Below are 20,415 nucleotides of genomic sequence, written 5' to 3'. Positions count from 1 at the left end.
CTATGGAACCCGTCATGGACTACACCGGCGGATTGGGCCAGCGCCCGCAGAACGCGATGGTATTGCTGGTCGACGACCAGATCATGGTGGGCGAAGCGATACGGCGCGCCCTGGCCGACGAGCCGAATATAGACTTCCATTTCTGCCCCGATCCGCACGAGGCGCTGAACGTCGCCACCCAGACGCGGCCCACGGTCATCCTGCAGGACCTGGTGCTGCCCGGCGTCGACGGCCTGACGCTGGTGCGCGCCTATCGCGCCAACCCCGCCACCCGCGACATCCCCATCATCGTGCTGTCGACCAAGGAAGACGCCGTGGTCAAGAGCGCCGCCTTCAGCGCGGGCGCCAACGACTACCTGGTCAAGCTGCCCGACAGCATCGAACTGGTGGCCCGCATCCGCTACCACTCGCGCAGCTACCTCGCCATGCTCCAGCGCGACGAGGCCTACCAGGCCTTGCGGCAGAGCCAGCAGCAGCTACTGGAAACCAACCTGGAATTGCGGCGCCTGACCAATTCCGACGGACTGACCGGCCTGGCCAACCGCCGCTACTTCGACGGCTATCTCGGCGCCGAATGGAAGCGCGCCTTGCGCGAAAGGCTGGACCTGAGCCTGCTGATGATCGACGTCGACCACTTCAAGAGCTACAACGACGCCTATGGGCACATGGCCGGCGACGAAGTGCTGAAGAAAGTGGCCGCCACCATCGCCAGTTGCTGCGACCGCTCCGCCGACCTGCCGGCCCGGTTCGGCGGCGAGGAGTTCGCCGTGGTCCTGCCCGGCACGCCGGCCGGCGGCGTGCGGCTGATCGCCGAGAAGATCCGCCGTTCCATCGAGGCCCTGCGCATTCCCCACCGCGACTCGGCGACGGCGGAATGGCTCACGGTCAGCGTCGGCGTGGCCACCTTGATGCCCGAAAGGCTGGACTCCTTCACCCAGCTCATCGACGCCGCCGACCGCGGCCTGTACGAAGCCAAGCGCCATGGCCGCAATCGCGTCATGGCGCGTTGAAACCAGAGAAAACGAATCAGAGAAAGCGATCGAGCAGCTTGCGGCTGGCCTTGTCCATCGTGGACAGGTCGCGCACCAGGTAATGGATGCCGTGGCTGTCCGCGATCAACAGCGTATGCGCGCCCAGGCGGCGGATGTCTTCCTCGCCGCGCAGGATGAAGGTGGTGGGACCGCGGTCCGTCATCACCTCCCAGTTGCTGGGCGTGGCGTAACCCTGCACGGACACGATGCGCTGGATTTCCGGCATGAACTCGCGGCTGGCCAACTCCTCGCGCAGCAAGGCGGCGATGTCCGCGGGCAGGTCGTCGAGGGAATCGATCCAGGCCACTTCGTGGCCCTCGGCGTCGACCAGCGACAGGCCGCGGTCGGGATCGCTGATGGGAAAGGCGCGCACCGGCAGCACGCCCTCGCGGGCGACGCCGTCGGCGCCGGTGTGGACCAGGCGGCCCAGGGCGTTGCGATGCAATGTGAAAGCGGTTGAACTCATGGCCGCGGATTCCTCAAGGGCAGCGCCGTTCAAGACAGCACGGATCAAGACAGCACGGATCAAGACAGCACCGGATCAAGACAACACCAGATCGTCGTCGTCCTCGGTCTGCGCCTCGGCTTCGGCCGCGCGCGCCTGCGCCTGGTACAGGCGATAGTAGGCGCCCTCGCGCGCCATCAGTTCCTCGTGGCCGCCCTGCTCGACGATCTGCCCGCGATCCAGCACCACCAACTGGTCGGCCTTGCGCAGGGTGCTGAGCCGGTGGGCGATGGCGATCGTGGTGCGGCCGCGCACCAGGTTGTCGAGCGCGATCTGGATTTCCTTCTCGGTGGCGGTGTCCACCGAGGACGTCGCCTCGTCGAGAATCAGGATGCGCGGGTCGATCAGCAGCGCGCGCGCGATGGAAATGCGCTGCCGCTCGCCGCCGGACAGTGCCTGGCCCCGCTCGCCCACCAGCGAATCGTAGCCATGCGGCAGGCGCAGGATGAACTCGTGCGCGTGCGCCGCGCGCGCGGCGGCGATGATGTCCTCGCGCGAGGCGTCCGGCTTGCCGTAGGCGATGTTCTCGGCGATCGTGCCGAAGAACAGGAAAGGCTCCTGCAACACCAGGCCGATATTGCCGCGGTACTGCGCCACCGACATGGCGCGGATATCGACGCCGTCCACCAGGATGGCGCCTTCCGAAACGTCGTAGAACCGGCAGATCAGGTTGATCAGCGTGCTCTTGCCCGAACCGCTGTGCCCGACCAGGCCGACCATCTTGCCCGGCGCGATCGTCAGGTCCAGGCCCCGGATCACCGAGCGGTTGCCGTAGCGGAAACCCACGCCGCGCAGCTCGATGCGGCCCTCCACGTGCGGCACCGGCACCGGCCGGGCGGGCTCGGGCACGCTGGATACGTGGTCCAGGATGTCGAAGATGCGCTTGGCGCCGGCGGCCGCCTTCTGCGTCACCGAAACGATGCGGCTCATCGAATCCAGGCGCGTGTAGAAGCGGCCGATGTAGGCCAGGAAAGCGGCCAGCACGCCCACCGTGATCTGGTGGCGCGACACCTGCCAGATGCCGTAGATCCACACCACCAGCAGGCCGATTTCCGTCAGCAGCGTCACCGTGGGCGAGAACAGCGCCCATACCGTATTGACTCGGTCGTTGACTTCCAGGTTGCGGTTATTGGCGTCGCGGAAGCGCTGCACCTCGCGCTTTTCCTGGGCGAAGGCCTTGACCACCCGTATGCCGGGAATGGTGTCGGCCAGCACGTTGGTGATTTCCGACCACACCCGGTCGACCTTTTCGAAGCCGTGGCGCAGGTGGTCGCGCACCACGTGGATCATCCAGGCGATGAAAGGCAGCGGCACCAACGTCACCAGCGCCAGCCAGTGATTGATGGAGATCAGGATGGCCGCGGTCATCACGATCATCAGCACGTCGGTGGCGAAATCCAGCAAATGCAGCGACAGAAAGACGCAGATGCGGTCGGTTTCGCTGCCGATGCGCGCAATCAGGTCGCCGGTGCGCTTGCCGCCGAAATACTCCAATGACAGGTTCTGCAAGTGTGCGTAAGTCGCCGTGCGCATATCGGCGCCGATGCGCTCGCTGACCCAGGCCAGGATATAGGTGCGGGCCCACCCCAACACCCAGGCCAGCAGGGCCGATCCCAGCAGGCCCAGCAGCAGCCAGCGGACGTGGTCGTAGTCGATCGGCGCTCCGCTCTGGAACGGGATCAGCACGTCGTCCATCAACGGCATGGTCAGGTAGGGCGCGACCAGGGTGGCGGCGGTCGCCAGCAAGGTCAAGATGAAACCGGTGATCAGGGGCGTGCGGTAGGGCTGCGCGAAGCGCCACAGGCGCAGCAGGGCCCAGGTCGAAGGCGGGCCGGTTTCCGCGCCACAGGACGGGCATTCGTCCTGGCCGGCCGGCAGCGGCGCCTGGCAACTGGGGCAGATCCGGCCGTCGGAGACGGCGTCCCCCTCGGCGGCGCCGGCGTCCGGCGCATTCAGGCTCGAATGCCGCCGCGCATAGGCGTCGAGCAGGCGCAGCGCCGCGGGGTTGCGACCCAGCGTATAGCGCCAGGCCGCCAGGCGGGCGTGGTTGTCGTAGAGCTCCAGGGCGCCCGCCCCCGCGTGGTCGGACAGGGTCAGGGTGCGGGTATCGGCCAGCGCCCAGCGGCGCCATCCGGCACGATCGGGATCGCGCGCCAGGATGGCCCGGTCGGTCACCAGAAGCAGGCCCGGCCGGAACTTAAGGGCGGTATCGAGGTCTAGTTCCAGCCATGCCAGCACGGTTTCATCCGCACCCAATTGGGCCAGGACGTCGTCACGCCAGTTGCTGGGCAATAAATGACCGTCGTATGTGGAAACAGACGAATGATTCTTCATCGAAAACGTTCAAAGCCGCGGCCGGACCAACAAGGCAAGTTCGCGGTTTCGGCCGGAGAGCTGAAAACGTGTTCCTTCCTTACAACAGAGCAGGCGCCATGACCGAGGGGCAATGCCCGACAAAAAGGGTCTCATTTTCTATAATCGACAACATCTGCAAGAATCGCCCGGACACACAAAAAGCGCTGAACACCACGCGCCCCGGTCCTGTCGCGGCCCTGCCGCAAATGCCTGGAAGCCCTTCCGTCCGCCATCGGATATCTCCTCAAATTAAAACATGAAAAAGAAAGACATTGAATTTCTCGATGTCGTGGCTTTGCGCGGCCCGAACATTTGGACCTACCGGCCGGTGCTGGAAGCCTGGGTCGATATCGGCGAGTTGGAGGACTTTCCTTCCAACACCATTCCCGGCTTCTACGAGCGCCTGTCCGCCTGGCTGCCCACGCTGATCGAACACCGCTGCAGCCCCGGCGTGCGGGGCGGCTTCCTGCAGCGCCTGCGCGAGGGCACGTGGCCGGGCCATATCCTGGAACACGTCACGCTGGAATTGCAGAACCTGGCCGGCCTGCCCGGCGGCTTCGGCAAGGCGCGCGAGACCTCGAAACGGGGCGTTTACAAGGTCGTCGTGCGCGCCTGGCAGGAGCAGGTCACCCGCGCCGCCCTGGCCGAGGCCCGCGACCTGGTCATGGCCGCCATGGAAGACCGGCCTTTCGACGTCGACGCCACCGTCGCGCGGCTGCGCCGCCTGGTCGACCGCCACTGCCTGGGACCGAGCACGGCCTGCATCGTCGACGCCGCCGACGACCGAGACATCCCCTATATCCGCCTGTTCGAGGGCAATCTGGTGCAGTTCGGCTACGGCGCCCGCCAGCGCCGGATCTGGACCGCCGAAACCGACAAGACCAGCGCCATCGCCGAAGGCATTTCGCGCGACAAGGACCTGACCAAGTCGCTGCTGTCCGAGTGCGGCGTACCGGTGCCGGAAGGCCGCCTGGTCGAAAGCGCCGCCGAAGCCTGGGAAGCCGCGCAGGACATCGGCCTGCCGGTGGTGATCAAGCCTTATGACGGCAATCACGGCCGCGGCGTCTTCACCAACCTCGCCACCTACGAGGAGGTCGCGTCGGCCTACGCCGTGGCGGAGGAAGAAGGCAGCGGCGTGATGGTCGAACGCTTCGTGGTCGGCAACGAACACCGCCTGCTGGTGGTGGGCGAGCGCATGGTGGCGGCGGCCCGCGGCGAGCCGGCCTGGGTGGTGGGAGACGGCGTCTCCACCATCGACGAGCTGATCGAAAGCCAGATCAATTCCGATCCCCGCCGCGGCCGCGGCGAGGACTGCCCCCTGAACCCCGTGCGCCTGGATTCCGCGGCGCGCCTGGAAGTGGCGCGCCAGGGCCTGACGCCGGAAGCGGTGCCGGAAGCCGGCCGCCGCGTGCTGATCCAGCGCAACGGCAACGTCGCCTTCGACTGCACCGACGAGGTCCATCCGGACGTCGCGCGGGCGGTGGTGCTGGCCGCGCGCGTTGTCGGCCTGGACGTGGCCGGCGTGGACCTGGTGGCCGAGGACATCTCGCGCCCGCTGGAGGACCAGCGCGGCGCCATCGTCGAGGTCAACGCGGGTCCCGGCCTGTTGATGCACCTGAAGCCGGCCGCCGGCCAGCCGCGCCCCGTCGGGCGCGCCATCGTCGACCACCTGTTCCCGGAAGGCGAGGACGGCCGCATCCCGGTGGTGGGCGTGACCGGCACCAACGGCAAGACCGTGGTCTCGCGCCTGGTCGGCCGCCTGCTCTCGCTGTGGGGCAGGCATGTCGGCGTGGCCTGCAGCGAAGGCCTGTATTTCGACCGCCGCCAGGTGCAGAAAGGCGATTGCGCCAACTGGGCGTCCGGCCGCCGCGTGCTGATGAACCGCTCCGTCGACGCCGCCGTCATCGAGAACGGCAGCGACGTCGTGCTGGGCCAGGGCCTGGCCTACGACCGCTGCCAGGTCGGCGTGGTCACCAACATCGACGCCGCCGATCACCTGGGCGATTTCGACATCGGCGACGCCGACCGCATGTTCAACGTGCTGCGCACGCAGGTCGACGTGGTGCTGCCCACCGGCGCCGCGGTGCTGAACGCGCGCGATCCGCGCGTGGTCGAGATGGCCGAGCTGTGCGACGGCGAGGTCCTCTACTTCGGACTCGACCCGCGCAATTCCGTCATCGCCTCGCACCTGGCGCTGGGCAAGCGCGCGGTCTACGTGCGCGACGGCCAGGTCATCATGGCCACGGGCTCGCGCGAGGAAACCCTGTCGGCGGCCATCAACCTGCCCCTGACCCAGGGCGCCCGCGTCGGCTTCCAGTTGGAAAACGTGCTGGCCGCCGTCGGCGCCGCCTGGGCGCTGGGCGTGCCGGCCGACCTGATCCGCGTCGGCATCGAAACCTTCGACATCGACCAGGCCGACGCGCCCTGGCAGTTCACGCCCTATGAGCGCGACGGCGCCACCGTGGTGGTCGACGGCGCGCACAACGTCTCGGCGCTGCACGCGCTGGCCGATGCGATCCGGCACTTCCCGGCCCAGCACCGCACCGTCGTCTACGGCGCCGGCGTGGACCGCCGCGACGAAGACCTGGTGGCCCAGGGCCTGGCGCTGGGCGCGGTCTTCGACCGCGTGGTGCTCTACGACGACGCCTCGGTGCCCAGCAAGCGGCCGGCCGGCCAGGCGCGCGCCCTGCTGCGCGCCGGCCTGGAACAGGCCGGCGCCGGACGCGCGCTGGAAATCGTCGACGAACCCGACCACGCGCGCGCCGCGCGCGACGCGCTGGCCCGCCTGCGTCCGGGCGACTTCCTGCTGCTGCAAACCGACGAAGGCGCCTCCGAACCCACCATCAACCTGGTCCGCCGCTGGATCCAGCAAAGCTGACGACAGGAATCATCCGCATGGAAGTCTCCCGCATACGCGCGCTGCGCGGCCCCAATCTGTGGAGCCGCAACACCGCCATCGAGGCCATCGTGGCCTGCACCGACGCCGAGTGCTCGATCGACCACCTGCCGGGGTTCGAAGGCCAGTTGCGCAAGCGTTTCCCGCAACTGGGGCTGCTGCGTCCCGAAGGCCACCTGGAAGACGTCTCGCTGGCGCACACGCTGGCGCACGTCGCGCTGGCATTGCAGGCCCACGCCGGCTGCCCGGTCACCTTCTGCCGCACGCAGGCCACCATCGAGCCCGGCATCTACCAGGTGGTGTTCGAATACAGCGAGGAACAGGTCGGCCGCCTTGCGCTCGAACTGGCCGAACAGCTCTGCCTGGCGGCCATGGCCGACCAGGCCTTCGACCTGCCCGCGGCGCTGGCCCGCCTGCGCGAAATGGACGAAGACCTGCGCCTGGGCCCCAGCACCGGCGCCATCGTCCACGCCGCCGTGGCGCGCGGCATTCCCTTCCGCCGCCTGACCCAGGGCAGCATGGTGCAGTTCGGCTGGGGCTCGCGCCAGCGCCGCATCCAGGCCGCCGAGACCGACCTGACCAGCGCGATTTCCGAATCGATCGCGCAGGACAAGGACCTGACCAAGATGCTGCTGGACGCCGCCGGCGTGCCGGTGCCGCTGGGCCGCACGGTCGACAACGTCGAGGACGCCTGGGCCGCCGCGCAGGCGCTGCAAGGCCCGGTGGTGGTCAAGCCGCGCGACGGCAGCCAGGGCCGCGGCGTCGCGGTCAACATCGAAACCCGCGAGCAGATCGCGGCGGCCTACGCCGCCGCCGAAGCCATCAGCGACGACGTCATCGTCGAGCGCTACATCCCGGGCCACGACTTCCGCATGCTGGTGGTGGGCGACAAGCTGGTGGCGGCCGCGCGCCGCGATCCGCCGCAAGTCTCCGGCGACGGCGCGCGCACCATCCGCGAACTGGTCGCCCAGGTCAATACCGACCCGCTGCGCGGCGACGGCCACGCCACCACGCTGACCAAGATCCGCATCGACGACATCGCCCTGGGCGTGCTGGCCAAGCAAGGCTATACGCCCGACTCGGTGCCGCCGGCGGGCACGCGCGTGGTGCTGCGCAACAACGCCAACCTCAGCACCGGCGGCTCGGCCACCGACGTCACCGACGAAGTCCACCCGGAGCTGGCGGCGCGCGTGGTCACGGCCGCGCGCATGATAGGCCTGGACCTGTGCGGCGTGGACGTGGTGGCGGAAACCGTGCACCAGCCGCTGGAGGAGCAGCGCGGCGGCGTGGTGGAAATCAATGCCGCGCCCGGCCTGCGCATGCACCTGAACCCCTCGTTCGGCAAGGGCCGCGCGGTGGGCGAGGCCATCATCGCCAATATGTACGAGGAAGGCGAGGACGGCCGCATTCCCGTGGTCGCCGTGGCCGGCACCAACGGCAAGACCACCACGGTGCGGCTGACCGCGCACATCCTGGGCCAGGACGGCCGGACCGTGGGCATGACCAACTCGGACGGCGTGTACATCGGCGACCGCCGCATCGACACCGGCGACTGCAGCGGCCCGCGCAGCGCCCGCAGCGTCCTGATGCATCCCGAGGTCGACGCCGCCGTGCTGGAAACCGCGCGCGGCGGCATCCTGCGCGAAGGCCTGGCCTTCGACCGCTGCGACGTCGCCGTCGTCACCAATATCGGCATGGGCGACCACCTGGGCCTGGGCTACATCAGCACGGTCGAAGACCTGGCGGTGGTCAAGCGCGTCATCGTGCAATACGTCGGTTCAAAGGGCACGGCGGTACTGAACGCGGCCGACCCCATCGTCGCGGAGATGGCCCCGGCCTGCCCCGGCAACGTCACCTTCTTCGCGCAGGACAGGAACCATCCGCGCATGATCACGCATCGCGCGCAGGGCCTGCGCGTGGTCTACCGCGACGGCGACAGCATCGTCGCCGCGCAGGGCGCTGACGAACACGCCATCGCCTTGTCCGCCATTCCGCTGACCCGCCAGGGCAGCATCCCCTTCCAGGTCGAGAACGCCATGGCCGCGATCGCCGCGGCGTGGGCGCTGGGCACGGACTGGACGCAGATCGAACGCGGCCTGGGCAGCTTCGTCAACGACGCCGCCTCGGCGCCGGGACGCTTCAACGTCTTCGGCTATCGCGGCGCCACCGTGATCGCCGACTACGGCCACAACCCGGACGCCATGCTGGCGCTGATCCAGGCCGTCGACGCCATGCCGGCCAGGCGCCGCGTGGCGCTGATCAGCGGCGCGGGCGATCGCCGCGACGAGGATATCCGGCGCCAGACCGAGCTGCTGGGCGACGCCTTCGACGACGTGCTGCTGTACCAGGACCAGTGCCAGCGCGGCCGCGCCGACGGCGAGGTCATCGCCCTGCTGCGCGAGGGCCTGCGCAATGCCGGGCGGGCCCGGTACTCGGAGGAAATCGACGGCGAATTCGTCGCCATCGACGCGGCGCTGGCCCGCCTGGCGCCGGGCGACCTGTGTCTGATCCTGGTGGACCAGGTGGAGGAAGCCCTGGCGCACATCGCGCAACGCATCGCGGAGAGCGCCGCGCCGGCTTGACGCGGGACAGCCTTCGGAAACATGCAGCGGGCGCCTCCAGGGGCGCCCGCTGCATTTCTACCCCTTTCTACACGCCGAGTACGAGCCGATACAGCGCGGCGCACCGGCGCCCGGCCCGGGCCGGCGCCGCGCCGATACGTTGCTCATCTGTAACAGGCCGGACAGTCTCTTAAGGCAAATCCTTTTCTCCGCCGCTCCGTTACATTTCCCAACGCCGCCGTTTGACCTGGCCGGCCTTCCTTCCCCTGGCTTACGCCGTCCGCAGCAGGGAACTTTCCCCGGGAACGCTTATTGCGATCCCCTGGCACGAGCGCGGCCATCCCCCGATGCCCGGCGCCGATCAACAAGGAGGTTCCCCATGCTGTACTACGCCGTCGTCTTCTTCATCATCGCCATCATCGCGGCCGTGCTCGGCTTTGGCGGTATCGCCGCGGGCGCGGCCGGCATCGCGAAGATCCTCTTCTTCGTGTTCCTGGTCCTGGCCCTGCTGTCCATCCTCAGCGGCGCCTTCCGCAGGTAGCGAGCCGATCCGATAAACGCGGGACGGCGCCTCGGCGCCCCCGCACGCAATTCATCCCTACGCGCAGCAAACAAGGAGGTACCCCATGATGCAAACCCGTAAACTGATCGCCGCCGCCGCCCTCGGACTGGGCGCCCTCGCGACCTCGGCCGCCTATGCCGCCGACGATGGCAAGCCCAAGCAGTCCGTGGGCGAATACACCTCGGACGCCGTCATCACCACCAAGGTGAAGGCGGAAATCGTCGGGGACTCGGCGCTCAGCGCGTTGGACATTGCCGTGGAGACCAATAATGGCGTCGTCACCCTGACCGGCTCGGTCGCCACCGCCGCCCAGAGCGACGAAGCGACCCGCGTGACCCGCACCGTCAAGGGCGTCACGCAGGTGAAGAACAACCTCAAGGTCGATCCCTCGAAAGCGCACAAATAAGAAAGAAGCGCCCCGTTGATCGCGCGTAAATAAAGAACGCCTCGACGCGATCGAACCCGAGAGTGAAATCTCCGCGAACCGGCCCGCCGGATCGCGGAGATTTTCTTTCCCGGGGACGTAATGCCGGCGCCGCCGTTCTTCGCCGTTCTTACCAGATCACGAAGAACAGCACCCACGCCGTGCAGAACGGCGCCAGGCCGGCCGCGAAGACCAGCCACGCGGCGAAGCGGCGGCCCAGGCCGGCGCCCTGGCGGCGGCCCATCACGCGCCAGGCCAGGCGCAGGGTCCAGGCGATCGCCAGCGTCAACAGCGTGAAGCGTACGGGGTTGGCCCAATGGGCCTGCACGCCCTCGTGCTTGAGCAGCGTGATGGTGGTGGCCGACAGGCCCAGGAACACGCCGATGCCGGCGGAGGGAATCAGGGCCTGCGCCAGCTTGTGCAGGCCCGGCCCGCCGATCCAGGTGCGCGGCGCCAGGGCCGGCAGGATGCGGTCGGCCAGCCACAGGGCGGCGTACAGCGCGCCGCCGATCACGACGGTCGCGCCCGCCACGAACATCAGCAGGCAGGCGCCGTCCAGCCAGGAAAAGCTGTCGTTGACTTCGGGATAGTGGGTCAGGATGAACCAGGGCGCGTTGTCCAGCAGGGGCCAGGTGATGTCGCGCTCGATCAGCCAGGTGGCCAGCCACTGCTTCATCGTCACGAACCACGGGCTGGACGTCCACAGGAAAGCCCCCATGGCGATGCCCATCATGCCGAACACCATCAGCGCGGTCTGCCACTTGTCGCCGTCGGATGTCTCGACGACTTCCTGCTCGCTCGAGCGCGGGGCCAGCGCGATGGCGCCGCGGTAGCCGCTGCACCGGCCGCACATATGGCAGTCGCCGGCGGTCTTCATCTGGCGCAAGGGCACCAGGGGCGCACAGTTGATGGGTTCGATGCGGATGACGGGATGGCGCCAGGCCTGCTCGTCGACCTTGAAATGCCAGGGCGCCAGCTTGGCCAGCAGATTGAACACGCCGTTGACCGGGCACAGGTATTTGCACCACACCCGCTTGCTGCGCCCATAGCGCCAGCCCACGACCATGGCCGCGGCGGTGGACCCGCCCAGCACGGCCAGCACCGCCAGCGGATATTGATAGACGCTGACCATCTGGCCATAGATGGTGGTCAGCGCGAACGCCACGAAAGGCCAGCCGCCCCAGCGCATCCAGCGCGGAATGGCGTGCCCCTGGCCCCGCTCGCTGGCCCATTCGGTCAGCATGCCTTCCGGACAGAACAGCCCGCACCAGGCGCGGCCCATCACCGGCATGGACACCAGCACGAACGGCCACCAGACGCCCCAGAAGGCGAACTGGGCGACGATGGTCAGGTTGTTGAAGACGGACGCGGTGTTGTCGGGCAGGGGCATGGCCGCCGGCACGATCAACAGAAATGCATAGAGCGCGACGATGCCCCACTGCAGCTTGCGCAGCAAGGGGGCATGGTCGCGCAGGAAATCGGCGACCCGCGCGCTAGCGCGCCCGAGTCGCCCCGCTGCCACAACAGCCATCGTACTTACCTGCCTTGCGTGCCGAAGCCGGCACGCGTCGTATTGCTCAAGCCCTGGACTTTAACAGCTTGCTCCCGGCCAGGACCTTCCGGCCCGGGCGCCAGTAGGGACTATGCCCGCGCCGCCTGCGCGCGCGCCGCCTTGGCGTCGATCATGCGCAGGGTCAGCCAGACGCCGATCCAGTACACGGCCAGCGCCAGCACCGAGATCAGGGCGGGATAGGCGCGGTAGCCGGCGAAGTCCGCCAGCACCTTGCCGATGCCGGTGCTGTCGCTGAGCAGCCAACTGCTGTCCCAGATGGGATCGACCAGCGGCGGCACCACGCCCAGGGAAATCAGATGATCCAGGCCGCCCACCAGCAGGGCGCCCGCCAGCAGCAGCAGCAGGAATTCCGTCAGGGCAAAAAAGCGCCGCCAGGTAATCAGCTTGCCGCCCAGTTGCAGCAGCCAGAAGGTCAGCAGGGCCGCGACGAAACCGCCCAGGCCCGCCAGCGCCAGCGACAGCATGCTGCCGGAGGCTTCGCCGGCCGACACCGTGCCGTAAAGGAACACCACGGTCTCGCTGCCCTCGCGCGCCACGGCGATCGTGACCAGGATCAGCAAGCCCCACCAGTTGTCGTTCTGCACGCTGTCGCGCGCGCCGGTCTCCAGCTCGCGCTTGAGCGTGCGGCCGTGCTTCTTCATCCACAGCACCATCTGCACCACCAGCGCGCATGCCACCAGGGCCATGCCGGCCTGGAACCACTCCTGCCCTTCGTCCGACAGCCAGGACGACACGCCCAGCAGCACCAGCGCCAGCGCGCACGCCAGGCCCAGGCCCGCCGCCACGCCGCCCCACAGGTAAGGCAGGCCGCGGCGCCCCTCGGGGGAGGCGCGCAGCCAGGTGTACAGAATGCCTACGACCAGCAGGGCTTCGACGCTTTCACGCCAGACGATAAAAGAAACCTGTTCCATGGCACTGCCGGTCCGCGCGTGGCGGACCGCTTCATTCCTTGGGTTTGACGACCAGCGTACCCTTCACGTTCTGATGGAAATCATCGAAGAAAGGATATTCGCCGGGCCGCGAAATCGTGATGACGACAAAGGACTTGACGCCGGGCCCCAGCACTTTTTCCTTGCGCAGGGGAATGCTCTCGAACTCGACCGGTTCCTTGCTTTCGTTGGTCAGTTCGATCTTGAAACGGCCCGCCGGCACTTCCAGCCGCTGCGGTTCGAAGGTGCCGTCCGCCTTGAAGGTGAGCTGGAACGTGGGCAACTCGTCGGCCAGCGCCGGGGCGCCCGCGCCGGCCAGGGCCAGCGCCAGGGCCGCCGACGCCAGGAGCGATCGGCGCGCCTTCATCAGTAGCCGCCCTTCTTGCCGGTGCCGGCGTAGACGAAGTCATATTCCAGCTCGAAAGGCTGGAAGAACGGACCCACGCCGGTTTCCTTGTCGATGTGGCGGCCGAAATGGCTCATGCTGTCGGCCGTCGGCGGCGCGATGTAGTACTTCAGGTGGTACTTGCCCGGGCCGTCCAGCTTGACGTTGTCGCCGTAGTGCGGGCCGTCGTTCGCCACCATGGGCATGAGCATGCCCTTGATCACGTTCTGGCTGCCCTGCTTCTGCAGTTCGTACTTCACGACCAGGTAGGGCATCCACTCGCCTTCCGGAAAACCGGTGGGGTTGTTGGCCAGCGCGTGGATGTCGGCTTCCAGGTGGACGTCGGAGTCCTTGGCGGCGCGCATCACGCCCGGCGGGTCCATTTCGATCGGCTGCAGGTAGACCGCGCCGATCTCCATGCCGCCCTTCTCCACCGGCTTGCCGATCGGATATTCAGCGGCCAACGCCGCGCTGGAGAACACAATACCGGCGGCCAGGGCCAAGGCCTTCTTCATCATGAGAGATCTTCCTTCGGGTTATGCAATCGACCAATAGACCGTCAGCTTTGCAAGCCGTTCCCGTTCATCATTCGGAAATTACAAGAATAATGCAAACAAGAACCGTTCGCATAAGGCTAACGCACGAAGCTTACCATGACCTTAAAAGGGGCCGTATAAGTCAGGGTCGGTAGCAGGGTTTTATGACGCGACACGGGATGGTAATACATCCAGCGCGCCGCGAAGATACGGAAGCAGCAGCCGCTTGCTGCTCCCGAGGGGCCCGCGAAGCGGGCACGAGGTGGGCTTCCCTTGGCGCCCCGGCGGCAGGAAAGGCCGGCCGCAAGCCTCGATGCCCATCCAGGGCGTCGCGGATCCGGCTCTGCCGGTCCGCCGACGTCGCCCCCTTTGAGGGGGCCCGCGAAGCGGGTAGGGGGTGGGCTTCCCTTAGGGTGGGCTTCCCTCAGGGGTGGGCTTCCCTATTTGCGGGTGTTCGGCGTATTTCCGGAAAAAGGAAAATTCGAGAACATCGAACGGGTCTGGTCCTGCATCTTGTCCTGCATCTGCACGAACAGGTTCTTGCTCTGCTCGATGTAGCTGTTCATCATGTTCTGCATCATCGGCGTCTGGCCGTTCATGAACTGGGTCCAGGCCTCGGGGCCGAACTGGTTGCCGTACAGGCCCTTGGACTGTTCGGCCATGCGCTCCTGGATTTCCATGAAGGCCTGGATGTTCTTTTCCAGGTAGGACCCCATGATGCCCTGCATCGCGTTGCCGTAGAAGCGGATGATCTGCGCCAGCATGTTCGACGAGAACATGGGCACGCCGCCCCCCTCTTCCTCCAGGATGATCTGCAGCAGGATGCTGCGGGTCAGGTCCTCGCCGCTCTTGGCGTCGACGACCTGGAAGTTCTCGGAGGCCAGCACCAGTTGCTTGACGTCGGCCAGTGTGATGTAGGTGCTGGTCTGCGTGTCGTATAAACGGCGATTCGGATATTTCTTGATCAGGCGCGTCGCCGCGCCTGTTTGCGTTTGCGTCATGGTTATCCCCAGCTTGGGTCGATCGCGTTGTATTTGTAGGAATGAAGGTTGTCACCTCGCTCGCGCGGCGCCTGGCCTGGCGCCGCGCGAGCGTCCATGGCCAGCCCGCTCAATGCATGTGCAGGCCGCCGTTCAGCGAGAAGTCCGCGCCGGTGGCGAAGCCGGATTGATCCGACGCCAGCCACGACACGATGGAGGCGATTTCCTCCGGCGTGCCCAGCCGCCGCACGGGTATCGTGGCGACGATCTTTTCCAGCATGTCCGGCCGGATGGCGCGCACCATGTCCGTCCCGATATAGCCCGGCGAAATCGTGTTGACCGTCACGCCCTTGCTGGCCACTTCCTGCGCCAGGGCCATGGTGAAGCCATGGATGCCCGCCTTGGCGGTGGAATAGTTGGTCTGCCCGAACTGCCCTTTCTGGCCGTTGACCGAGCTGATGTTGATGATGCGGCCCCATTGGCGGTCGACCATGGGATCCAGCACCTGCTTGGTCACGTTGAACAGGCTGTTCAGGTTGGTGTCGATCACCGCGCGCCAGTCGTCCAGCGTCATCTTGCGGAACAAGCCGTCGCGCGTGATGCCGGCATTGTTCACCAGCACGTCGACGTGGCCGTAGTCCTGCCGCACCTTGTCGAACGCGGCCTGCGTGGAATCCCAATCCGATACGTTGCCGACGGACGCATAGAAGTTATAACCCTGCGCCGACTGCTCATCCAGCCACTGCTGGTAATTGCGGCTAGGACCGCAACCCGCAACCACGCGAAACCCGTCCTTGGCCAGGCGCTGGCAGATCGCGGTGCCGATGCCGCCCATGCCGCCCGTCACATATGCCAATTTATCGCTCATTGAATTCTCCTGTTTCTGTCGCGGGGGTACTTCAGTCCGGAATACATTGCCCCGGAGATGCAGCTACGCTTATTGACTACGCTTATTGACATCAGGGCCGATGCTACATGGCCCGCACTTTCACATATCGGCCCGGCGCCGGCTCCAACGGCGGATAGGCCTTGCTGCCTTGCTTGGCGGGCGCCTTGACCAGGCGGCCGCCGTGCGGCGCCAGCCAGGCCAGCCAATCCGGCCACCAACTGCCCGCGTGTTCGGTGGCGCGGCCCAGCCACGCCACCGGATCGCCCGGCAGATAATCGTCCCCCCCTGCTTCCTCGCCCACCACCCAGTAGCTGCGCCGCTGCTTGGCGGGCGGATTGATGACACCCGCGATGTGGCCCGAGGCGCCCAGCACGAAACGCCGCGGACCGCGCAGCAATTGCGTCGAGGCATAGGCCGACGGCCACGGCACGATATGGTCTTCGCGCGAGCCGTAGATGTAGACCGGCATCGACAGGCGGGTCAGGTCCAGCGGCAGCCCCGCGGCCGTGCAGCGGCCGGGGACCTTCAGATTGTTTTCCAGATAGGTATTGCGGAAATACCAGGCGAAGAACGGCCCCGGCAGGTTGGTGCCGTCGGCATTCCAGAACAGGAGATCGAAGGCCGGCGGCGTCTGGCCCTTCAGGTAGTTGCCCACCACGTAGTTCCAGACCAGCTCGTTCGGGCGCAGGAAGCTGAAGGTGGTGGCCAGCTCGCGGCCGGACATCAGCCCGCCGCCGCCCAGTTGCCGGTCCCGCAGCAGGGCGTGGGTCTCGTCGACGAAGACGTTCAGCACGCCGGTGTCGCGGAAATCCAGCAGGGCCGTGAGCAGCGTCAAGGCGGCCACGGGCTGCTCGCCGCGCGCCTCGGCCAGCGCCAGGGCCGAGGCCAGCATGGTGCCGCCGACGCAGAAGCCCAGCGCGTTGACCTGGTCCTGCCCGCTGATCTCGCTGGCGACGGCCAGGGCGCGCAGCACGGCCTCGTCCAGGTAATCCGACCAGGAGGCGTGCTCCGTCCCGTCCTTGTCGCCGGCCACCGGATTGCGCCACGACACCATGAACACGGTGAGACCGGCATCCACCGCATGGCGCACGAGGGAATTGGCCGGCTGCAGGTCCAGGATGTAGAACTTGTTGATGTTGGGCGGGATGATGACCAGCGGCCGCTCATGCACCCGCTCGGTGGTGGGCGCGTACTGGATCAACTGGAACAGCTTGTTCTCGTACACCACCTGGCCGGGCGTGGTGGCCACGTTGACGCCGATCTCGAACTGGCTTTCGTCGGTCTGCGAAATGCGGCCCTTGCGCAAGTCGGCGATCAGGTTGGACAGTCCGACGTCCAGCGCCTTGCCGGCCGAGGCCACGATGGACTGCTGGGCTTCGGGATTGAGCGCAAGGAAATTGGACGGCGCGATGGCGTCGACCCATTGCATCACCGAAAATCGCAGCCGCGCGCGCAGCGCGTCGCTGACGTCGGCGGCGTCGACCATGCGTTCCATGGCCTTGGCCGACAATAGATAGGCATGCGCCATCAGCAAATGCTGCGCGCTGCCGCGCCACGCCTCGCCGGCGAAACGGCGATCGGTCGGCGCGGCAAGCTGCCCCTGCCGGGCATCGTCCATCAGACGTTGCCAATCGCGGGCGAAATCCGCCTGGATCTGAGCCAGGACGTCCGGCGCCACGCCCACCGGAACGGGCCATGCTGCGGATTGATGGGCTGTCACCTCAACACCTTGTTATGAATGATGGCTTTTGCAGGGATGGTGCATTGTCGCCGCGAGGGCTGTCAATGCGGGTAACCTCAGGGGTAGCGAGCGGCCTCGCCGGGTTCCAGCCATGCCAGCATGGCCATGCGGCCGGTGGCGCCGTCGCGGCGATAGGAAAAAAAGCGCTCGTGGTCGGTATACGTGCACAGGCCGCTGACGTGCACGTCCTGCACGCCGGCGCGGCGCAGGCGCAGGGCCGCCAGCCCGGGCAGGTCGGCGAGCCATTTGCCCGGCCGGCCGGGATAGGGGCGAAACAGCGCGGCGGCCTGGCCGTCGTCGTCGCCGTCACCGTCGGTAAAGGCGCGCAGGACGTCCTCGCCGACCTCGAACGCCGACGGCCCGATGCCGGGACCGACCCAGGCCCGCCATTGCGTCGCCGCCGGATTCTTGCGCCGCAGGGCCGCCAACACGTTTTCCAGCACGCCGCCCGACAGTCCGCGCCAGCCCGCGTGCGCGGCGCCCAGCACGGTGGCGTCGCGGTCGACCAGCATGACGGGCAGGCAATCCGCCGCCATGACGGCCAGCACCCGGCCGGCGCGCGCGGTCACCGCGCTGTCGGCGGCGGGGTCCTCGCCCGGTTCCGCGCCGGGCAGCGGCAGGTCCGCGTCGATGACCCCGCTGCCGTGGACCTGCTTCAGCCACAGCGGCTCGGCGGGCAGCATGGCGCGCAGGCGCCGGCGGTTTTCCGCCACGGCGTCCGGATCGTCGCCCGCGCGCAAGCCCAGGTTCAGCGTATCGTGCGGCGCGCGCCCCACCCCGCCGCCGCGGGTCGTGCAGAAATAGCGGAGACCGGGCCAGGCCGGCCCGCTGACCACGGGCAGGACGGGCGTATCGGGGGTGGAAGCTTGCTGCGGCATGGATGCTTTACCTGAGAGAAACGCCGGGATGGCGGGTAACCGGGCATGAATAGTTCACTGGACTACCCTCCTGGCGCTACGCACCCCCTCCCCGAGGGAGGATTCGCGCTTGGGGCGGCCCGGCGCGTTGATTGTGTGCCCTCCTGTCGCTGCGCGCCCCCTCCCCGAGGGAGGATTCGCGCTTGGGGCGGCCCGGCGCGCTCATTGCCACTGCACGGCATCGAGGACGGCCTGCATGTCGGCGGGGGGCGGCGTTTCGAAGGCGCGCTCGCCGCCGCCGCCCGGATCCTCGAAATGCAGGGCGCGGGCGTGCAGCATCTGCCGCGTAGCGCCCGCCACGCAGCGGCCGCCGTAAAGCACGTCGCCCAGCAGCGGATGCCCCAGGCTGGCCAGGTGCACGCGGATCTGGTGGGTGCGGCCGGTTTCCAGGCGACAGGCCACCAGGGTGGCCGGCGCGCCGTCGGCCAGGCCCCAGCGGCGCGGCTCATAACGGGTGATGGCCTGCTTGGGCGCCACCGGCCGCTCCACGCTCATCCTGACCGGCACCCGCGGGTCGCGGCCGATTTCCCGGTCCACCGTGCCGCCGGCCGCCAGCCGCCCGTGCGCCAGCGCCAGGTATTCCCGCCCCATGCTGCGCGCCTGCAACTGGCGCACCAGATGGGTCTGGGCGCGCTCGGTCCGCGCCACCACCATCAGGCCGGAGGTGTCCTTGTCCAGCCGGTGCACGATGCCGGCGCGCGCCACCGTGGCGAGCTCGGGATAACGGTACAGCAGCCCGTTGAGCAGCGTGCCGGTCCAGTTGCCGGCGCCGGGATGGGTGACCAGGCCGGCCGGCTTGTCCACCACGATCCAGTCCGGGCTGGCCTGCACCACGCCGAAATCGACCGGTTCCGGGGTGTAGGCCAGGCTTTCGGGCGCCGGCTGCGCCCAGATCGTCAGGACATCGCCCGGTCCCACGAGCTGGCGCACCTTGGCCGGCGCGCCGTTGACCAGGACGTGTCCGGCCTCGATCCAGCCTTGCAGGCGGCTGCGCGAATGGTCCGTCAAATAGCCGGCCAGCACTTTATCGAGACGGTCGGCGGGGGCGTTCAAGGGCAGGCGCAAGGTCTGCGGTTCGTCGTCGGACGGGAATTCCGCAGTCGCGGCTATATCGGACATGGAGACAAATCATATAATCGACCGCAGCCATGCTAACACCAAGGAAACAACCGTCGTGATTCTCCGCGTTCCCGCCCACTCAATCCACGCCTCCCGATTCGGGTCGGTCGCGCGTACATTCTTCGCCCTGCTCTTCACCCTGGTCCTCGCCGCGTGCGGCACGACCAGCGCCAAATACGACAAAACCGCCGGCTGGAGCGCCGAGCAACTGTATGCCGACGGCAAGCAGGAAATGTCGGCGGGCAACTGGAAGGATGCGCGCGAGCGTATGACGGCGGTCGAAAGCCGCTATCCCTTTGGCGTCTATGCCCAACAAGCCCTGATCGACGTCGCGTACATCAACTGGAAGGACGGTGAAAACGAGCAAGCGCTCGCGGCCATCGACCGTTTCCAGCAGCTTTATCCCAACCACCCGGGCACCGACTACGTCCTGTACCTGAAGGGGCTGATCAACTTCACGCCGGCCAGCGCCTTCATGACCAGCGTCACCGGCCAGGATCCCAGCGAACGGGACCCGAAGGGCCTGCGCGCGTCGTATGACGCCTTCACCGAGCTGATCAACCGCTTCCCGGACAGCAAGTACGTGCCCGACGCCAAGCAGCGCATGGCCTGGCTGGTCAACGCCATCGCCATGAACGAAGTGCACGTGGCCCGCTACTACTACGAGCGCGGCGCCTACGTCGCGGCGGCCAACCGCGCGCAGACCGTGATCACCGACTTCGAGGGCGCCCCCGCCGCCGAGGAAGCGCTGTACATCATGGTCCTGGCCTACGACAAGCTGAACATGCCGGACCTGAAGAACGACGCCCAGCGCGTGCTGGACCGGAACTATCCGAACAGCAAATTCCCCCAGCAGGGCTTCAAGGTGGACAAGGCCTGGTGGGATCCCTGGGGCTGGTTCTGAGGCACGGACGCGGCTGCCCGGTATAGCCGATAGCAGCCGATAGCCGCCGCCCGCCCGGTCTCCTGGTCGAAGTGTTGGTTTCGATCTGGGAGAATTCAAGGAAAAAAG

17 protein-coding genes are annotated in these 20,415 nt (G+C 67.4%); 6 read left to right on the top strand and 11 right to left on the bottom strand.

Annotated elements, in window-relative coordinates; genetic code table 11:
• Positions 1-2: 2 nt before the first annotated feature.
• A complete protein-coding gene (locus tag CAL29_RS08750) occupies positions 3-1,010 on the top strand; it encodes a response regulator (RefSeq protein WP_094852484.1) in 1,008 nt (335 codons plus the stop codon).
• Between the two features lie 16 nt (positions 1,011-1,026).
• Here CAL29_RS08750 and CAL29_RS08745 read toward each other — a convergent pair whose 3' ends face one another.
• Both CAL29_RS08745 and CAL29_RS08740 read right to left on the bottom strand, forming a co-directional pair.
• Positions 1,027-1,497, bottom strand: a complete 471-nt coding sequence (locus tag CAL29_RS08745; RefSeq protein ID WP_094852483.1) for a cyanophycin metabolism-associated DUF1854 family protein — start codon at positions 1,495-1,497, stop codon at positions 1,027-1,029.
• 75 nt (positions 1,498-1,572) lie between these two features.
• Positions 1,573-3,870, bottom strand: coding sequence for a cyanophycin metabolism-associated ABC transporter (locus CAL29_RS08740; RefSeq protein WP_094852482.1), 2,298 nt, complete (start codon positions 3,868-3,870; stop codon positions 1,573-1,575).
• A gap of 277 nt (positions 3,871-4,147) precedes the next feature.
• Between CAL29_RS08740 and cphA (CAL29_RS08735) the strand changes: the two genes are divergently transcribed.
• The 4 genes from cphA (CAL29_RS08735) to CAL29_RS08720 all read left to right on the top strand — a co-directional run bounded on the left by cphA (CAL29_RS08735) (position 4,148) and on the right by CAL29_RS08720 (position 10,316).
• Positions 4,148-6,769 (top strand): cyanophycin synthetase, encoded by a 2,622-nt coding sequence (gene cphA, locus CAL29_RS08735; protein WP_094852481.1) that lies wholly within the window; start codon positions 4,148-4,150, stop codon positions 6,767-6,769.
• Positions 6,770-6,786: 17 nt separating this feature from the next.
• A complete protein-coding gene (gene cphA, locus CAL29_RS08730) occupies positions 6,787-9,369 on the top strand; it encodes a cyanophycin synthetase (RefSeq protein WP_094852480.1) in 2,583 nt (860 codons plus the stop codon).
• Between the two features lie 358 nt (positions 9,370-9,727).
• Positions 9,728-9,889 (top strand): DUF1328 domain-containing protein, encoded by a 162-nt coding sequence (locus CAL29_RS08725; RefSeq protein WP_094852479.1) that lies wholly within the window; start codon positions 9,728-9,730, stop codon positions 9,887-9,889.
• 88 nt (positions 9,890-9,977) lie between these two features.
• On the top strand, positions 9,978-10,316 hold the full coding sequence (locus CAL29_RS08720) for a BON domain-containing protein (protein WP_094852808.1): 339 nt from the start codon (positions 9,978-9,980) through the stop codon (positions 10,314-10,316).
• A gap of 148 nt (positions 10,317-10,464) precedes the next feature.
• On the opposite strand, the gene CAL29_RS08715 is transcribed toward CAL29_RS08720, so the two are convergent.
• The 9 genes from CAL29_RS08715 to CAL29_RS08675 form a co-directional block, all read right to left on the bottom strand.
• Positions 10,465-11,865 carry a 4Fe-4S binding protein gene (locus CAL29_RS08715; RefSeq protein WP_094852478.1) on the bottom strand — a complete coding sequence of 467 codons (1,401 nt, stop codon included), beginning with the start codon at positions 11,863-11,865 and terminating at the stop codon, positions 10,465-10,467.
• Between the two features lie 110 nt (positions 11,866-11,975).
• Positions 11,976-12,818 carry an FTR1 family iron permease gene (locus tag CAL29_RS08710; protein ID WP_094852477.1) on the bottom strand — a complete coding sequence of 281 codons (843 nt, stop codon included), beginning with the start codon at positions 12,816-12,818 and terminating at the stop codon, positions 11,976-11,978.
• A gap of 31 nt (positions 12,819-12,849) precedes the next feature.
• On the bottom strand, positions 12,850-13,203 hold the full coding sequence (locus tag CAL29_RS08705; protein ID WP_094852476.1) for a cupredoxin domain-containing protein: 354 nt from the start codon (positions 13,201-13,203) through the stop codon (positions 12,850-12,852).
• On the bottom strand, positions 13,203-13,739 hold the full coding sequence (locus tag CAL29_RS08700; protein WP_094852475.1) for an iron transporter: 537 nt from the start codon (positions 13,737-13,739) through the stop codon (positions 13,203-13,205). Before CAL29_RS08700 ends, CAL29_RS08705 begins: the two co-directional genes overlap by 1 nt.
• A 458-nt stretch (positions 13,740-14,197) precedes the next feature.
• Complete coding sequence (phaR, locus tag CAL29_RS08695) at positions 14,198-14,758, bottom strand: polyhydroxyalkanoate synthesis repressor PhaR (RefSeq protein ID WP_094852474.1); 561 nt, start codon at positions 14,756-14,758, stop codon at positions 14,198-14,200.
• A 109-nt stretch (positions 14,759-14,867) separates the two neighbouring features.
• Positions 14,868-15,605, bottom strand: coding sequence for a 3-ketoacyl-ACP reductase (locus CAL29_RS08690; protein WP_094852473.1), 738 nt, complete (start codon positions 15,603-15,605; stop codon positions 14,868-14,870).
• Between the two features lie 103 nt (positions 15,606-15,708).
• A complete protein-coding gene (gene phaC, locus CAL29_RS08685) occupies positions 15,709-17,346 on the bottom strand; it encodes a class I poly(R)-hydroxyalkanoic acid synthase (RefSeq protein ID WP_094852472.1) in 1,638 nt (545 codons plus the stop codon).
• Between the two features lie 77 nt (positions 17,347-17,423).
• Complete coding sequence (gene pgeF / locus CAL29_RS08680; protein WP_094852471.1) at positions 17,424-18,245, bottom strand: peptidoglycan editing factor PgeF; 822 nt, start codon at positions 18,243-18,245, stop codon at positions 17,424-17,426.
• A 201-nt stretch (positions 18,246-18,446) separates the two neighbouring features.
• The gene (locus CAL29_RS08675) at positions 18,447-19,403 is read right to left on the bottom strand and encodes an RluA family pseudouridine synthase (RefSeq protein WP_094852470.1); all 957 of its coding nucleotides are present in this window, start codon (positions 19,401-19,403) and stop codon (positions 18,447-18,449) included.
• 55 nt (positions 19,404-19,458) lie between these two features.
• Here CAL29_RS08675 and CAL29_RS08670 point away from each other — a divergent pair, with 55 nt between their 5' ends.
• Positions 19,459-20,307 (top strand): outer membrane protein assembly factor BamD, encoded by an 849-nt coding sequence (locus tag CAL29_RS08670; protein WP_373559706.1) that lies wholly within the window; start codon positions 19,459-19,461, stop codon positions 20,305-20,307.
• Positions 20,308-20,415 lie beyond the last annotated feature (108 nt).

Origin of the sequence: Bordetella genomosp. 10, from assembly GCF_002261225.1 — a bacterium.
GTDB lineage: Bacteria > Pseudomonadota > Gammaproteobacteria > Burkholderiales > Burkholderiaceae_B > Bordetella_C.
The sequence above is the reverse complement of the archived record's forward strand: the minus strand, read 5'-3'. Positions and strand labels throughout refer to the sequence as shown.

Excerpts from the sequence above, each read along its gene's own strand:
- CAL29_RS08750 (WP_094852484.1), top strand. The coding sequence starts at position 3 with ATGGAACCCGTCATGGACTACACCGGCGGATTGGGCCAGCGCCCGCAG.
- CAL29_RS08745 (WP_094852483.1), bottom strand. The coding sequence starts at position 1,497 with ATGAGTTCAACCGCTTTCACATTGCATCGCAACGCCCTGGGCCGCCTG.
- CAL29_RS08740 (WP_094852482.1), bottom strand. The coding sequence starts at position 3,870 with ATGAAGAATCATTCGTCTGTTTCCACATACGACGGTCATTTATTGCCC.
- cphA (WP_094852481.1), top strand. The coding sequence starts at position 4,148 with ATGAAAAAGAAAGACATTGAATTTCTCGATGTCGTGGCTTTGCGCGGC.
- cphA (WP_094852480.1), top strand. The coding sequence starts at position 6,787 with ATGGAAGTCTCCCGCATACGCGCGCTGCGCGGCCCCAATCTGTGGAGC.
- CAL29_RS08725 (WP_094852479.1), top strand. The coding sequence starts at position 9,728 with ATGCTGTACTACGCCGTCGTCTTCTTCATCATCGCCATCATCGCGGCC.
- CAL29_RS08720 (WP_094852808.1), top strand. The coding sequence starts at position 9,978 with ATGCAAACCCGTAAACTGATCGCCGCCGCCGCCCTCGGACTGGGCGCC.
- CAL29_RS08715 (WP_094852478.1), bottom strand. The coding sequence starts at position 11,865 with ATGGCTGTTGTGGCAGCGGGGCGACTCGGGCGCGCTAGCGCGCGGGTC.
- CAL29_RS08710 (WP_094852477.1), bottom strand. The coding sequence starts at position 12,818 with ATGGAACAGGTTTCTTTTATCGTCTGGCGTGAAAGCGTCGAAGCCCTG.
- CAL29_RS08705 (WP_094852476.1), bottom strand. The coding sequence starts at position 13,203 with ATGAAGGCGCGCCGATCGCTCCTGGCGTCGGCGGCCCTGGCGCTGGCC.
- CAL29_RS08700 (WP_094852475.1), bottom strand. The coding sequence starts at position 13,739 with ATGATGAAGAAGGCCTTGGCCCTGGCCGCCGGTATTGTGTTCTCCAGC.
- phaR (WP_094852474.1), bottom strand. The coding sequence starts at position 14,758 with ATGACGCAAACGCAAACAGGCGCGGCGACGCGCCTGATCAAGAAATAT.
- CAL29_RS08690 (WP_094852473.1), bottom strand. The coding sequence starts at position 15,605 with ATGAGCGATAAATTGGCATATGTGACGGGCGGCATGGGCGGCATCGGC.
- pgeF (WP_094852471.1), bottom strand. The coding sequence starts at position 18,245 with ATGCCGCAGCAAGCTTCCACCCCCGATACGCCCGTCCTGCCCGTGGTC.
- CAL29_RS08675 (WP_094852470.1), bottom strand. The coding sequence starts at position 19,403 with ATGTCCGATATAGCCGCGACTGCGGAATTCCCGTCCGACGACGAACCG.